Raw genomic sequence first — 14,121 nt, 5'->3', positions numbered from 1 at the left:
GGCCCCTTCGTCCGATGTGGTGGCGGTCACGCAGGTGTGGCCCATTAATGCAAACGGTTGCGTCAGTGTCAACGGTCAATGGTTACGGCTTCGTTGCACCCACGCTCCCCTTGGTGACCTGCTACCCCCCAAACACTGACATATGACGCCGATACCGCTGTCGTCGTTGACGCGATCGGATCGATCGTGATTACTTCATTGCAAACCTTTGCAGGATCACGGGAGGCGACCGATGTCACCGAGAGCCGCCGGACGGGCCCGGTACGCCGTCGTGGGCACCGGCGCGCGGGCGGAGATGTTCGTCCGGGCGCTGGTGCTCGACCACGCCGACACCACCGAGCTGGTCGCCTTCGCCGACACCAACCAGTCCCGAATGGACGCGCACAACCGCTGGCTGGGCGAGCTGGGCCACCGCCCGGTGCCCACGTACCCGGCCGGTGACTTCGCGGCCATGCTGGACTCCGAACGCGTCGACGTCGTCCTGGTCACCAGCGTCGACGTCACCCACGACGAGTACGTGGTGGCCGCGCTGCGCGCCGGCCGGGAGGTCGTCACCGAGAAGCCGATGACCGTGGACGTGGCACGCTGCCGGCGGATTCTGGACACGGTGGCCGACACCGGCGGCCGGGTGACGGTCGCCTTCAACTACCGGTACAACCCGCTGCACGAACAGGTTCGCCGACTGCTCGCCGAGGGCGCGGTCGGCGAGATCGGCTCGGTGCACTTCGAGTGGCTGCTCGACGTCCGCCACGGCGCCGACTACTTCCGCCGCTGGCACCGCGACAAGGCCACCTCCGGCGGGCTGATGGTGCACAAGGCCAGTCACCACTTCGACCTGGTCAACTGGTGGCTGGCCGCCACACCCGTCGAGGTGTACGCGGCCGGCCGACTCTTCTTCTACGGCGAGGACGGTCGTCGGCACGGCTACGCCCGCGACTACGACCGGGCGCACGGCTCCCCCGCCGCCGCCGACGACCCGTTCGCGCTGCGGCTGGACGCGCACCCTCGGCTGCGCGAGCTGTACCTCGACGCCGAGGCCGAGGACGGCTACCAGCGCGATCGCAACGTCTTCGCCCCCGGGGTGAGCATCGAGGACGACATGGCGGTGCTGGCCCGCTACTCCACCGGCGCCACCATGACCTACCACCTCACCGCGTACGCGCCCTGGGAGGGCTACCGGGTGATGGTCAACGGCAGCCGGGGCCGGCTGGAGCTGGACGTGGCCGAGAACGACTTCGTCGACCGGGGCACCGCCGGCGCGGTCAAGGGCGCCGCCCTGCACGGCGCCGAGGCGCCGGCCGAGGGCGGAGGTGCGACGCTGACCCTGCGCCCGTTCTGGGCCCCGCCCCGGCAGATCCCGGTGGAGGGTCGCAGTCGGCACGGGCACGGCGGCGCGGACGCCCGGATGACCGGGGTGCTCCTCGGCGGTCAACCCGACCCGCTGGGCCGCGCCGCAACCGCCGACGACGGCGCGTTGGCCCTGCTCACCGGCCTGGCCGCCAACCGGTCCTTCGAGACCGGCCAACCCGTCCGCGTGGCCGACCTGCTCAACCCCCGCTGACACAGGAGACGAGGAGCCCCACCCCGTGCCCACGTTCGACCACACCGACCTGCTCCTGCCGCCCGAACCGGGCCAGCGCGCGCTGGCCCGGGAGCTGTACGCCCTGGCCGCGGCGCAACCCATCATCTCGCCGCACGGACACGTCGACCCGGCCCTGCTCGCCGAGGACCGCCCCTTCCCGGACCCGGCGCAGCTGCTCATCGTGCCCGACCACTACCTGACCCGGATGCTGCTCAGTCAGGGCGTACCCCCGGCGGACCTGGGGGTGCCCACCCGCGACGGCAGCCCGGTGGAGACCGACGGCCGGGTGATCTGGCGACGCTTCGCCGCGCACTGGCACCTGTTCCGGGGCACCCCGTCGCGGCTCTGGCTGGAGCAGACCTTCCGCACCGTGTTCGGGGTGCACACCCCGCTCGGCCCGGCCACCGCCGACGCCCTCTACGACGAGATCGCGGCCCGGCTCGCCGAGCCGGACTTCCGGCCCCGGGCGCTGTTCGAGCGGTTCAACATCGAGGTGCTCGCCACCACCGAGTCGCCGCTGGACGACCTCGCGCAGCACGCCAAGCTCGCCGCCGACGGCTGGGGCGGGCCGGGCGGCCGGGTGGTCACCACGTTCCGCCCGGACGACGTGGTGGACATGGAGTTCGAGGGCTGGTCGACGAACGTGGACCGGCTCGGCGAGCGGGCCGGTGAGGACACCGGCACGTACGCCGGCTACCTGGCCGCGCTGCGGGGCCGACGCGCCGCGTTCATCGCCGCCGGCGCGACCTCCTCCGACCACGGCCACCCCACCGCGCGCACCCTGGACCTGACCCCGGCCGAGGCCGAGCGGCTCTACGACCGGGGCCGGCGCGGCGAGGCCGACGCCGCCGACGCGGAGGCGTTCCGGGCGCACATGCTCGTGGAGTTCGCCCGGATGTCGCTCGACGACGGCCTGGTCATGCAGCTGCACCCCGGCGCGGTGCGCAACCACAACCGGTGGTTGCACGCCCGGCACGGCCGCGACGTCGGCGGCGACATCCCGCAGGCCACCGAGTACGTGCACGCGCTCGCCCCACTGCTGGGGCGCTACGGCAACGACCCCCGGCTGCGACTGGTGCTCTACACCCTCGACGAGGACACCTTCACCCGCGAGCTGGCACCCCTCGCGGGCGGGTACGCCGCGCTGCTGCTCGGCGCGCCCTGGTGGTTCCTGGACTCGCCGGAGGTGCTGCGCCGGTTCCGGGAGACGGTCACCGAGAGCGCCGGCTTCTACAACACCACCGGGTTCGTCGACGACACCCGGGCGTTCTGCTCCATCCCGGTACGCCACGACGTGGCCCGCCGGGTGGACGCCGGCTTCCTGGCCCGGCTCGTCGCCGAGCACCGGCTGCCGCTGGACGAGGCCGCCGAGACCATCGTCGACCTGGCGTACCGGCTGCCCAAGCGGGTCTTCAACTTCGTCGGGGACGACCACCGGTGAGCGCGAGGAGTGCAGCGCAGCGGAGCCCCGCAGTCGCGAACGAAAGGCAGGCTCAATGACGGTCACCATCACCTCCGTCGAGGTGCACGACGTGCGGTTCCCCACCGCCGCCCGGGGCGACGGCTCCGACGCGATCAACCGGGGCGACTACTCGGCGACGTACGTGGAGCTGGGCACCGACGCCGGCCCGACCGGCGCCGGGTTCACCTTCACCAACGGCCGGGGCAACGAGATCACCTGCGCGGCGGTGCGTGCCCTGGCCCACCACGTGCGGGGCCGCACCATCGAGGAGATCACCGCCGAGCCGGTGGCGTTCTGGCGCTCGCTCAGCGCGGACGTGCAGCTGCGCTGGTTGGGCCCGGAGAAGGGCGTCATCCACATGGCGACCGGCGCGCTGGTCAACGCGGTGTGGGACCTGCGGGCCACGCTGGCCGGCAAGCCGATGTGGCGCTTCCTCGCCGACCTGCCCACCGACGACCTCGTGGCCAGCGTCGACTTCCGGCACATCACCGACGCGCTCACCCCGGACGAGGCGGCGGCCATCCTGGACAAGGGGCGCGACGGGCTGGCCGACCGGTTGGCCGTCCTCGAACGTGACGGTTTCCCTTCGTACACCACCTCGGTCGGGTGGCTCGGCTACCCCGACGACAAGGTGCGGGCGCTGACCCGGCAGGCGTACGCCGACGGCTGGCGGGCGATGAAGATGAAGGTCGGCGGCCCGCTCGCCGACGATCTGCGGCGGGCCCGGATCATCCGGGAGGAGATCGGCCCGGACGCACTGTTGATGATGGACGCCAACCAGGTCTGGGACGTCGACGAGGCGATCACCGCGATGACGGCGCTGGCCGAGGTGAACCCGTACTGGATCGAGGAGCCCACCCACGCCGACGACATCCTCGGGCACGCCCGGATCGCCCGGGCGGTGACCGAGTTGACCGCCGGCCGCTGCCGGGTGGCCACCGGTGAGGTGGCCGCCAACCGGGTGATCTTCAAGCAGTTGCTCCAGGCCGAGGCGATCGGGGTGATGCAGATCGACGCCTGCCGGGTCGGTGGCGTCAACGAGGTCCTGGCCGAGCTGCTGCTGGCGGCGAAGTTCGGCGTGCCGGTCTGCCCGCACGCCGGCGGCGTGGGCCTCTGCGAGTACGTCCAGCACCTGGCGATCTTCGACTACCTGCGGGTGGGCACCGGGCTGGACGGTCGGATGATCGAGTACGTCGACCACCTGCACGAACACTTCGTCGATCCGGTGCGGACCCGCGGTGGCCGCTACCTGCTGCCGGAGCGGCCCGGTTACAGCGCCACCATGAAGCCCGCGTCGATCGCCGAGTTCCGCTTCCCGGACGGTCCGGCATGGCGGTGACCATCGGGGCCTCCCGGCTCGGCCTGGGCATGTTGCGTCGGCTGCCCGCCGAGGCCCGCCCGCTGATCCGGCCGGGCACCGTGCCGACCGGCGTCGTGCACCTGGGGTTGGGCGCGTTCCACCGGGCCCACCAGGCCGTCTTCACCGAGGCGGCGGTCGGCGCGGCCGGCGGCGACTGGGGCATCGTGGCCGTCGCCCCGCGCAGCACCGCCATGGTCGAGGCGATCGCCGCCCAGGACAACCTGTTCAGCGTCAGCGCCCTCTCCGCCGCCGGCAGCGCCACCCGGGTGGTCGGTGCCCTGAGCGGCGTCCGGCACGCACCCAGCGACCCGGACGCCGTGGTGGCGCTGCTCGCCGACCCGGCGGTCCGCGTGGTGACCCTGACCGTCACCGAGAAGGCCTACCAACTCGACCCGGTGACCGGCCAACTGTCCCCGGACTCGGCGCTCGCCGCGGACCTGGCCGGCGGCGGACGCCCGACCACGGTGCCGGGGCTGCTGCTGCGCGGGCTGGCCGCCCGGGCCGCCGCGGACGCCGGGCCGGTGGCCCTGGTGAGCTGCGACAACCTGCCGGCCAACGGTCGACGACTGCGCGGCATGCTCGACCAGGCGGTCGAGCGGGCCGGCGGTGTGCCCACCGGGCTGGTCGAGTGGGTGGCCGGCAACGTCACCTGCCCGGGCACCATGGTGGACCGGATCGTGCCGGCCAGCACGCCGGAGACGATCGAGGCGGCCCGCCGGGCGCTCGGCGTGACCGACCTGGCCGCGGTGGCCGCCGAGCCGTACGCGCAGTGGGTGATCGAGGACGACTTCCCCGGCGGCAGACCGGGCTGGGAGTTCGCCGGGGCCGTGCTCACCGACGACGCCGGCCCGTGGGAGCGGTTGAAGCTGCGCGCCCTCAACGGGGTGCACTCGGCCATCGCGTACCTCGGGGCGTTGGCCGGCCGGGAGACGATCGCCGACGCGCTGGAGATCCCACACCTGCGCGACGTGCTGCGCCGGCTGATCGCCGAGGACGTGGCGGCCAGCTTCACCCCACCGGACGGGGTCCGGGTGGTCGACTACGGCGAGCAGGCCCTGGCCCGATTCGGTAACCCGGCGATCCACCACCGCACCCTCCAGGTCGCGATCGACGGCTCCCAGAAGCTGCCGCAGCGCGTCCTGCACACCATCGCCGACCTGCGCGCGGCCGGGCGGTCCGCGCGCTGGGGCGCGCTGGTCGTGGCGTCCTGGTTGCGCTTCGCGCTCGGGTACGCCGATGACGGCCGGCCGTTGCCGTTCCAGGACCCGCTGGCCGGGCCGATCCGGGCCGCGCTGGACGCCGGCGCGCAGACCCCGGAGGGCGCGGTCGACGCGGTCTTCGCGCTGCGCGACGTCATCCCGATGGAGGTGGCCGAGGACGACGAGGTCCGCGCCGACGTGATCGCCTGGCTGACCGCGTTGGAACGGCACGGCGTCGAGGCCACCCTGGCCGGTGCCCGGTGACCGGGTCCACCCGGGCCGGTCGGCGGTGAGCGGGGTTACGCCGCCACCCCGGGTGGCGGTGATCGGGGCGAACGGGCACGGTCGCTGGCACCGGCGGGTGATCGCGCCCCTGCACGCCGCCGGTCGGCTGCGGTTGGTCGCCCTGGTCGACGTCCGGCCGGTGGAGGACGACCCGGCAGCCCCGGTGCCGCCCGGGGTGGAGGTGTTCACCGACCACCGGGCGATGCTCGCCACCACCCGGCCCGAGGTGGTGGTGATCTGCACGCCGCCGCACACCCACCTGGCGATCGCCCGCGACGCCCTGGCCACCGGCGCGGACCTGCTCCTGGAGAAGCCGCCGGTGTTGTCGCTGGCCGAGCACGAGGAGCTGACCTGGGCGCTCACCGCCGCCGGCCGGGTGGCCCAGGTGGGTTTCCAGGCGCTCGGCTCGGCGGCCCTCACCGCGCTGACCGACGCGCTGGCCGCCGGCCGGCTGGGCACGGTCACCGGCATCTCCACCATCGCCGCCTGGCAACGACCGGACGCCTACTACGCCCGCTCCCCCTGGGCCGGTCGACGGAGTCTGGACGGCCGGCCGGTGCTGGACGGCGCGCTCGCCAACCCGCTCGCGCACGCGGTGATGCAGTGCCTGGCGATCGCCGAGGCGCTCGCCGGGGCGACACCTTGGCCGGTCGCGATCGAGGTGGAGCGGTACCGGGTCCGGCCGATCGAGGTGGAGGACACGGCCGTGCTGCGGGTCCTGTTCCGCGTCGGGCCGCCGGTGCTGGTGGCGGTGACCCTGGCCGCCGAGGAGTTCGTCGCGGGCGAGGTGGTGGTGACGGGTACGACGGGGCAGGCGGTGCTGGAGTACCCGACCGACCGGTTGCGTCTGCCCGGGGACGTGGTGACCCGCCGCGTGCCGGGGCGGGTGGGGCTGCTGGAGAACCTGCTCGCCCACCGGGTCGACCCGGTGGGGGTGCCGCTGATCGCGCCGCTGGCCCGTACCGCGCCGTTCACCGCGCTGCTGGACGCGTTGCGGCCCGCGCCGGAGCCCCGGCTGCTCGACGGCGACCTGGTGAGCACCGTCGGCGAGGGCGGGGAGCGGGTCCGCCACCTGCGGGGCGTCGTCGACGTGTTGCGGAGGGCGGCCGAGCGGGGGGCGCTGCCGAGCGAGCTGGCGGTGCCGTGGGCGTCCGCCGCGTACCGCGCCGAGCTGGCCGGATAGCGGGACAGGCGGCACCTGGGACGGACCCACCACCAACGAATGGAGAGCGCTGATGCGCAGAATCCTCGGCGGCGCCACCGTGGTCGCCCTCCTCCTCGGCGCGGCCCCCACCGTCGCCGCCGCCCACTCGGACGCCCTGTCCGCCGACCGGCTCTCCTGGACCGCCCGGCACCTCGGCCGGCAGGCGCTGCCCGAGCGGGACGGTTGGGCGGCCGACGGCCCCGGCACCACCGGCGGCTCGGCGGCCACCCCCGAGCGAACCCGGGTGGTCCACGACCGGGCGGGGCTGGTCGCCGCGCTGGGCGGCGACAACGCCAGCAACGCCACCGACGCCACCCCGAAGCTGATCTACGTCGACGGCGTGGTCGACGGCTTCGAAGGGCCGGACGGCACGGCGCTGAGCTGCGCCGACCTGGCCGACCCGGGGTACCGGTTGGACGCCTACCTGGCCGCGTACGACCCGGCGGTGTGGGGACGGGTGCCACCGAGCGGGCCGCTGGAGGAGGCCCGGTTGCGCTCGGTGACCAACCAGACCCGGCAGACCCAGATCAACGTCGGCCCGAACACCACAATCGTCGGGCTGCGCGGCGCTCGCCTGACCGGGCTCACCCTCATGATCGACCGGGCGTCGAACGTCATCGTCCGCAATCTGACCCTCGTCGACGCCCGGGACTGCTTCCCCGCCTGGTCACCGACCGACGGCGAGGCGGGCAACTGGAACAGCCAGTACGACCAGATCTCGGTACGCCGCAGCGAGAACGTCTGGGTCGACCACAACACCTTCACCGACGGCGACAACCCGGACAGCGCCCAGCCGGTGTACTTCGGACGGCCCTACCAGGTGCACGACGGCTCGCTGGACATCACGCACACCGCCAGCCTGGTCACCGCGTCGTGGAACCGCTTCACGGGTCGGGACAAGCTGCTGCTGATCGGCTCGTCCAACACCGTCGGCCCGGACGTGGGCCGGCTGCGGGTCACCCTGCACCACAACCTCTTCGACGGCGTCCTGCAACGGCTGCCCCGGGTGCGCTTCGGTCAGGTCGACGTCTACAACAACCACTACCGACTCGGTGGGGACGGCTTCCAGTACGCACTCGGCGTCGGTGTGCAGTCGGCGATCTACGCGCAGAACAACTTCTTCACCCTGGACGCGCCGGTCGACCCGGCCGACCTGCTCTACGACTGGGGTGGCACCGCGGTGACCGAGCGAGGTTCCTGGGTCCGCCAGGGCGGCGGCACGGCCCGACCGGTCGACCTGCTGGCGGCGTACAACGCGACCCATGACCCCGACCTGGCCGCGGACGCGGGCTGGACGCCGACCCTGCGTCGCGACCCCGTCCTGCCGGCGCCGCTGGTCCCCCTCCTGGTGGGCCCGCTCGCCGGCGCTGACCGGCTGCCGATCTGAGGGCTCGGCGCGCCGGCGACTCGCGGTCGGGTCCGCGACGTACGGGCTCATCGATGTGGTGAAGATCGGCTATAAGTGACGCATGGACTTCCCGCCGCACCTGGGCAGTATGCCGATGCACGCGATCACCGAGATCCACGGCGAACCGGGCCTGCTGGAACGTTTCCGGTTGGAGGTCCAGCAGTTCGACGACGCCGCCCGGGCGCGGTTGACCGCGGCGCTCGACCTCGCCGCCGAACTGCACCGCGACGATCGACGCGTCCGTGAGCCGTACCTGAACCACCTGCTGCGGGTGGCGATCCGGTTGATGCACCACTACCAGGTGCGGGACGTGGACGTGATCGTCGCCGGTCTGCTGCACGACGCGGTGGAGGACCACCCGGCCGAGCTGGCCGACGGCGACCCGGGCACCGACCCGACCGGGGCCGCGCTGGCCGCGCTCGCGGCGCGGTTCGGGCCACGGGTGGCCACCCTGGTCGCCGCGGTCACCAACCCGGTGTACGACCCCGAGCGGGACCGCAACGAGCAGTACCGGGAGCACCTGGCGGTCAGCCTGGACCGGGAGCCCTGGGCCCGAGTGATCAAGGTGTCGGACTTCACCGACAACGGGGTGGGCGTGATCCACACGGTCGGGCCGAAGGTGATCTCGTCGGCCCGGAAGTACCGGCCGCTGGTGCCGCTGTTCCGGGACCTGATCGGCCGGCCGGACACCCCGTTGTCACCGGCGGTGAAGCGGCACATCTTCGGTCAGTTGGACCTTGCCGAGGAGCGGTTCAGCGCGATCCTGGACCAGCCCGCGCCGAACTGACGACGGCCGGATCACCCGACCGGGTTCCGAGACACGTTCTCGGATAGGCGAGGAACCGCTGACCTACAAGGTCGCTCCGCTCACCAGCGTCGCCTACCTTCAGGTGACCTGGCCCAGCCTCGGCGACCTGCACGAGGTCTTCGACGCCTGGCAGCGTGTCGCACCGTTCACCGACCCCCGCCTCGGCACCCAGGTCGAGGTCCACCCGGATGAGATCCTGCTGTTCGCGGTGCTCGCGGACGGGTCGGAGGCAGAGGCCAGGAAGCTGCTGGCGCCGATCCTGTCGATCGGCAACCCCACGCTCACCGTGCAGACGGGCGGCTGGGGCGACGTCTACGCCGGCTTCCAGATCCCGAACGAGGACGAGCCGGCGAAGTGGACATTCTTCTCCCAGTTCACCCGCGAGCCGTTCCCGGCGAAGGCGGTCAGCGTGATCCAAGCCTTCATGGAGAAGTCGCCCTCGCCCGACAGCAACTTCTTCACTCAGGCATTCGGCAGGGGGGCGCACCGGCAGGAGCCGTTCGGTGGCGCGGCCTTCCCGCACCGCGACGCGCTCTTCTACTCCGAGCCCGGCGTCGGCTGGGGCACCCGCGGCGAACCGGACAGCGACGACGCTGTGACTCCGATCGCCCAGACCTGGATCGCCGAGTTCAGCCAGGCGCTGCGGCCCTACGTGCACGGCGCGTACGTCAACGTGCCGAACATCGGCATGGCCGAGTGGGAGAATGCCTACTGGGGGCACAACTTCCCCCGGCTGCGCAAGATCAAGGCGAAGTACGACCCGCACAACGTCTTCCAGTACGAGCAGAGCATCCCGCCCGCGACACACTGACCCGGATGGCCGGCGGTGCGGGTCCCGCCACCCGCACCGCCGGGCCACCAACCTCGTGCCCGGAAGGGAGGCGCGCCCCGGCGCGGGAGGCGTGTCACTCCGGAGAGCGATATACCTCAAAGTCATATTGATACCTCTGAGGTATATCGCTCATCGAAGGAGCTGTTTCCGGCGACCGTCACCCACGGTGAGAGGCCGTCCCCACCGCCGCCCACGCCGGGCCCGAATCAGCGATCAGGCGGGCGCGGCCTCGTCGAGGACGACGCGCAGCGGATGCGGGGCGCTGGTGGCGAGGTTGCCGAGCACGGCGAGCAGCAGGCCGTACTGATCGGTCGGCTCGTCGACGAGCAGTTGGCCGGCGTCGGTGATCAGGAGGGTGAGGGGGCCGGCGTCGAGCCGGTCCCGGAGCACGTCGGAGAGGGCGTCCCAGGTGTCCCCCAGGTACGCCGGCAGGGCCAGTACGGCGGCGAGCGCGGCGAACAAGCCCGCCCTGGTCCGCGTCGTCGCTCCGGCCAGCACCACCGCGCCAGGCATGTCGAGGCCACCGTCGTGGCAGACGATCAGCCAATCGGGCACCCGACCCGCGTGCTCGTCGACCATCACGTTCCTCCTGATCTGACCGGGCGACACCTGACCGGGCGACACCTGACCGAGACGACGACGCGGGGGCCGACCGACCCCGACCGGCCGGCCCCCAGGCCGGTCAGAGCCGGTAGAAGTCGGTGTAGTGGTTGGGCGAGAACCAGGTGACCCCGGTGCTGCGGTTCACCACGATCCGGTAAGCGTCCCGGGCGGCGCCCTGGGTGCGCGGGTAGACGTCGTACTCGTAGTAGGTGGCGTTGGCGGGCAGTTGACCCTCGTAGTTGTAGAACTGACCGCCGGCGAAGTTGGACTTCCCGCCGCTCCAGGAGTACCAGCCTCGGCTGGTCGGGAACCCCTTGGCGGACCAGCCCGAACGGGCGGTGCGGGCGTCCGCGCAGCGGCTCATGGTGCAGGAGCTGTAGACCGCCGCCGAGGCCGGGTCGGTCAACCGGGGGGAGACCACGGACGGGCCGACCAGCGCGGCGGCGACCATGGCGAGGAGCAGGGCGAGGGTGGTGGTACGCCGGCGGATCGCGCCGAGCGTTGCCAGCGGGGACACGAGGGTGGACACAGGCTGCCTCCAGACCATCCGATCCATCGATCCGAGTGATTGTCGAACCGGACCCAGTCTCACCGCCGCCGGTCGGCGACAACACCCCTCGGCGCCCCAACGGCTCCACAATGCTCGGTTAACCCCGAATGATCATCTGTCTCGGCGCGCCCGATCGGCAGCAGCGCGAGCATGCCGATGCTGACCCAGACGTACGCGTTGGCACCCACGAACCCCCACGGCCCGGCCGACCCGTTCGCGAAGACCCAGACCAGCCCACTGCACAGCACGACGTAGCCGACGGCACCGGCGCGCGCCCGACGACGGGCCGTCGCGTCGACCGGTGGCCACGGCAGCGTGGACGCGGCGAGCACCACCAGCCCCGGTACCAGCCACACCAGGTGATGCACCCAGGTGACCGGGCTGACCAGGCACGCGGCGACGCCGGTCAGCGCGAAGCCGGCCCGTTCGTCGCCGTCGCGCACGGCCCGACGCACCCGTACCGCCCACACCGCCAGCACGGCGACGACCAGCAGCAGCCACAGCCGCCGGTCCGGGTGCGCCGGACCGAGCCGGGCGACCAGGCCGAGCAGCGACTGGTTCGACACGTACGCCAACTCACCGACCCGGTCGGTGTCCCACAGCGCCTCGGCGAAGAACGTGCGGCTGGCCTGCGGCGCCAGCGCCGCCGCGACCAGTGTGGCGCCGACGGCGGTGCCGATGGCCGTGGCGGCGGCCCGCCACCGCCCGGTGACCAGCAGATACCCGATGAAGACCGCCGGGGTGAGCTTGACGGCGGCGGCCAGCCCCACCCCCACGCCGGCCAGCCGGCTGCCCCGCTCCACCAACCACAGGTCCAGGTAGACCAGCGCCACCAGCAGCAGGTTGACCTGCCCGAAGCTGACCGTGTCCCGCACCGGGTTGAGCCCGGCCAGCAGACAGCAGGCCAACGCGAGCGCGTACCAGCGGGTCCACCCCTGCCGCCGGGCCAACGGGTCGACCAGCAGGTGCAGCAGGAACGCGACGGCCAACGCGGTGAGCAGCAGGTTCGCCACGATCGTCGGGTACCAGGCCAGCGCGGCCATCGGCGCCATCGTCACCGCCGCGAACGGTGGATAGGTGAAGCCGTACCCGTTGCCGGTGGTCCACTCGTACAGGTCGCCGCCGCGCGCCCAGTGCCCGACCGCGCCGTGGTAGACACCGACGTCGAACCAGCCCCGATGCCCGGGCAGCACCGCGATCGCCACCGCGAGCACGGTGACCAGGCCGAGGATCGTCACCACCTGCCGCCAACCCGCGCTCACCGGGCCAACTCCACCGGGGCGGGCGGCACCAGCAACCGCAGCGAACCGACCGCGAGCAACCCCACCAGCACCCCGGCGGTGGACAGCACCGCCTGCGCCATGTCCGGTCCGAAGCCACTGGGCAGCGCCACGAACGCGAGTACCACCGCGCCCAGCGCCGCCACCGGCCGGGCCCGGCCGTGCGCCGCCGCCGCGATCAGCACCAGACCCCAGAGCGCGTACCAGGGCCGGGTCGCCGGGCCGAGCAGCGCCGCCGCCACCAGCACCAACCCCAGCGCGTACGCCGGGCCGAGCCGCCGCCGATGCCACCACGCGCCGACCGCCACGGCCAGTGCGGCGGCCACGCCCAGCGCCAGGCAGAGCCGCATCGGTGCGTCGCCCAGGTGCAGACCGAACCGCCCAGCCGCGCGCACCGCCACCCGACCCAGCGCGCTGGAGATCGACCAGCTGTGCCGGTACATCGGGGTGCCGAGCGCACCGACCCACCCGTACCCGATGCCGGTGGCCCAGGTGACCGCGGCGGCGGTGCCCAGCGCGAACCCGGCGGTGCGGGCCACCGAGGTCGGCAGCCCGCGGTGACGCGCGGCGAGCGACGCGACCACCAGCAGCCCGACCACCGCCGGCACCTTGACCAGCGCGGCGAGGGTGACCAGCACGGTGGCCGCGCCGTAGCGGTGTTCGAAGGCGAGACTCAGCCCGGCCACCAGCAGCCCCAGCATCACCGCCTCGTTGTGCGCGCCCGCGACGAGGTGCAGCGGTACGAGCGGGTTGAGCACGCCCAGCCAGAGCGCGGCGGCCGGGTCGACACCACAGTGCCGGGCCAACCGGGGCAGGTACGCCACCAGCAGCGCCACCCCGGCCAGCGCCACCAGGCGCAGAGCGAGCACGCCGAGCACCAGCTTGCCGCCGGTCACGCCACTGACAACTGCCGCCACCGCCAGGAACACCGGCCCGTACGGCGCGGGGGTCTGCTGCCACATCTGCGGCACCTCACCGGCCAACGCGCCGCCCAACTGGGCCACCCCGTGCCGGTACACATCGATGTCGGCGAGGACCATCGCGCCCTGCGCCAGGTAGCTGTACGCGTCCCGGCTGAACAGCGGCGGCGCCACCAGCAACGGCCCCGCCCAGCAGAGCAGGGTGAGCGCAGCGGACCGCCGGTCGACGACCTCGTCGGGTGCGTGCGGGTGCCGGCCCGCCCACCACCAGGCGGCGACGAGCAGGGTCAGGCCGGCGTACCCGCAGAGCAGACCCGGCCCCGCGAGCTGCCGCAGCGCGCTCCACCAGGCGGCGTGCGCGCCGATGGGGAGCGCACCGGCGGCCAGACCGGCGCCGGACAGCAACGTGGCACCGACGCCCCCGAGCAGCCGGTACGCGACGACGGTCGGCAGTGTGCGCACCCGGGCAGGATGTCGTCCACGGCTGACCGGCACCCGACGCCCGGACGATCACCAGGCGACGGGGTGATGACGTACCGGCTCGGTCGTCCCGTCGTCGACGGCACGGCGTCGGATTCGTGTCGATATGCGGTCTGCTCGGTGACGGCGTGGCGGCCGGCATATCGGT

At 73.0% G+C, this 14,121-nt stretch carries 12 protein-coding genes; 8 read left to right on the top strand and 4 right to left on the bottom strand.

Translation table 11 applies throughout. From position 1 onward, the window contains the following. Positions 1–232: 232 nt before the first annotated feature. The 8 genes from AC5L30_RS02325 (at position 233) to AC5L30_RS02290 (ending at position 10,119) form a co-directional block, all read left to right on the top strand. On the top strand, positions 233–1,561 hold the full coding sequence (locus AC5L30_RS02325; RefSeq protein ID WP_494864957.1) for a Gfo/Idh/MocA family protein: 1,329 nt from the start codon (positions 233–235) through the stop codon (positions 1,559–1,561). A 25-nt stretch (positions 1,562–1,586) separates the two neighbouring features. Then, the gene (gene uxaC / locus AC5L30_RS02320; RefSeq protein WP_494864955.1) at positions 1,587–3,023 is read left to right on the top strand and encodes a glucuronate isomerase; all 1,437 of its coding nucleotides are present in this window, start codon (positions 1,587–1,589) and stop codon (positions 3,021–3,023) included. A 55-nt stretch (positions 3,024–3,078) separates the two neighbouring features. After that, positions 3,079–4,383 carry an enolase C-terminal domain-like protein gene (locus AC5L30_RS02315; protein WP_494864954.1) on the top strand — a complete coding sequence of 435 codons (1,305 nt, stop codon included), beginning with the start codon at positions 3,079–3,081 and terminating at the stop codon, positions 4,381–4,383. Beyond that, positions 4,374–5,867: a mannitol dehydrogenase family protein gene (locus tag AC5L30_RS02310; protein WP_494864952.1), complete on the top strand. Its 1,494-nt coding sequence runs from the start codon at positions 4,374–4,376 to the stop codon at positions 5,865–5,867. The genes AC5L30_RS02315 and AC5L30_RS02310 overlap by 10 nt, the downstream gene beginning before the upstream one ends. Positions 5,868–5,892: 25 nt before the next feature. After that, positions 5,893–7,071, top strand: coding sequence for a Gfo/Idh/MocA family protein (locus AC5L30_RS02305; protein ID WP_494864950.1), 1,179 nt, complete (start codon positions 5,893–5,895; stop codon positions 7,069–7,071). A 52-nt stretch (positions 7,072–7,123) separates the two neighbouring features. Beyond that, a complete protein-coding gene (locus AC5L30_RS02300; RefSeq protein WP_494864949.1) occupies positions 7,124–8,479 on the top strand; it encodes a pectate lyase family protein in 1,356 nt (451 codons plus the stop codon). An 82-nt stretch (positions 8,480–8,561) separates the two neighbouring features. After that, entirely contained in the window at positions 8,562–9,287 is a 726-nt protein-coding gene (locus AC5L30_RS02295; RefSeq protein ID WP_494864947.1) for an HD domain-containing protein, read from the top strand. 103 nt (positions 9,288–9,390) lie between these two features. Next, positions 9,391–10,119, top strand: a complete 729-nt coding sequence (locus tag AC5L30_RS02290; protein WP_494864945.1) for an FAD-binding oxidoreductase — start codon at positions 9,391–9,393, stop codon at positions 10,117–10,119. Positions 10,120–10,353: 234 nt separating this feature from the next. On the opposite strand, the gene AC5L30_RS02285 is transcribed toward AC5L30_RS02290, so the two are convergent. The 4 genes from AC5L30_RS02285 to mptB all read right to left on the bottom strand — a co-directional run bounded on the left by AC5L30_RS02285 (position 10,354) and on the right by mptB (position 13,955). Then, positions 10,354–10,719, bottom strand: coding sequence for a barstar family protein (locus tag AC5L30_RS02285; RefSeq protein WP_494864943.1), 366 nt, complete (start codon positions 10,717–10,719; stop codon positions 10,354–10,356). Between the two features lie 103 nt (positions 10,720–10,822). Continuing rightward, positions 10,823–11,272, bottom strand: a complete 450-nt coding sequence (locus tag AC5L30_RS02280) for a ribonuclease domain-containing protein (RefSeq protein WP_494864941.1) — start codon at positions 11,270–11,272, stop codon at positions 10,823–10,825. Between the two features lie 59 nt (positions 11,273–11,331). Further along, positions 11,332–12,555, bottom strand: coding sequence for a glycosyltransferase 87 family protein (locus tag AC5L30_RS02275; protein ID WP_494864939.1), 1,224 nt, complete (start codon positions 12,553–12,555; stop codon positions 11,332–11,334). Beyond that, entirely contained in the window at positions 12,552–13,955 is a 1,404-nt protein-coding gene (gene mptB / locus AC5L30_RS02270) for a polyprenol phosphomannose-dependent alpha 1,6 mannosyltransferase MptB (RefSeq protein WP_494864937.1), read from the bottom strand. The genes AC5L30_RS02275 and mptB overlap by 4 nt, the downstream gene beginning before the upstream one ends. Positions 13,956–14,121: the final 166 nt, after the last annotated feature.

The organism is Micromonospora sp. BQ32 (assembly GCF_059358895.1).
The sequence above is the reverse complement of the archived record's forward strand: the minus strand, read 5'-3'. Positions and strand labels throughout refer to the sequence as shown.

Coding starts and splice junctions, on each gene's coding strand:
- AC5L30_RS02325 (WP_494864957.1), top strand. CDS start 233: ATGTCACCGAGAGCCGCCGGACGGGCCCGGTACGCCGTCGTGGGCACC.
- AC5L30_RS02310 (WP_494864952.1), top strand. CDS start 4,374: ATGGCGGTGACCATCGGGGCCTCCCGGCTCGGCCTGGGCATGTTGCGT.
- AC5L30_RS02315 (WP_494864954.1), top strand. CDS start 3,079: ATGACGGTCACCATCACCTCCGTCGAGGTGCACGACGTGCGGTTCCCC.
- AC5L30_RS02285 (WP_494864943.1), bottom strand. CDS start 10,719: ATGGTCGACGAGCACGCGGGTCGGGTGCCCGATTGGCTGATCGTCTGC.
- AC5L30_RS02295 (WP_494864947.1), top strand. CDS start 8,562: ATGGACTTCCCGCCGCACCTGGGCAGTATGCCGATGCACGCGATCACC.
- AC5L30_RS02300 (WP_494864949.1), top strand. CDS start 7,124: ATGCGCAGAATCCTCGGCGGCGCCACCGTGGTCGCCCTCCTCCTCGGC.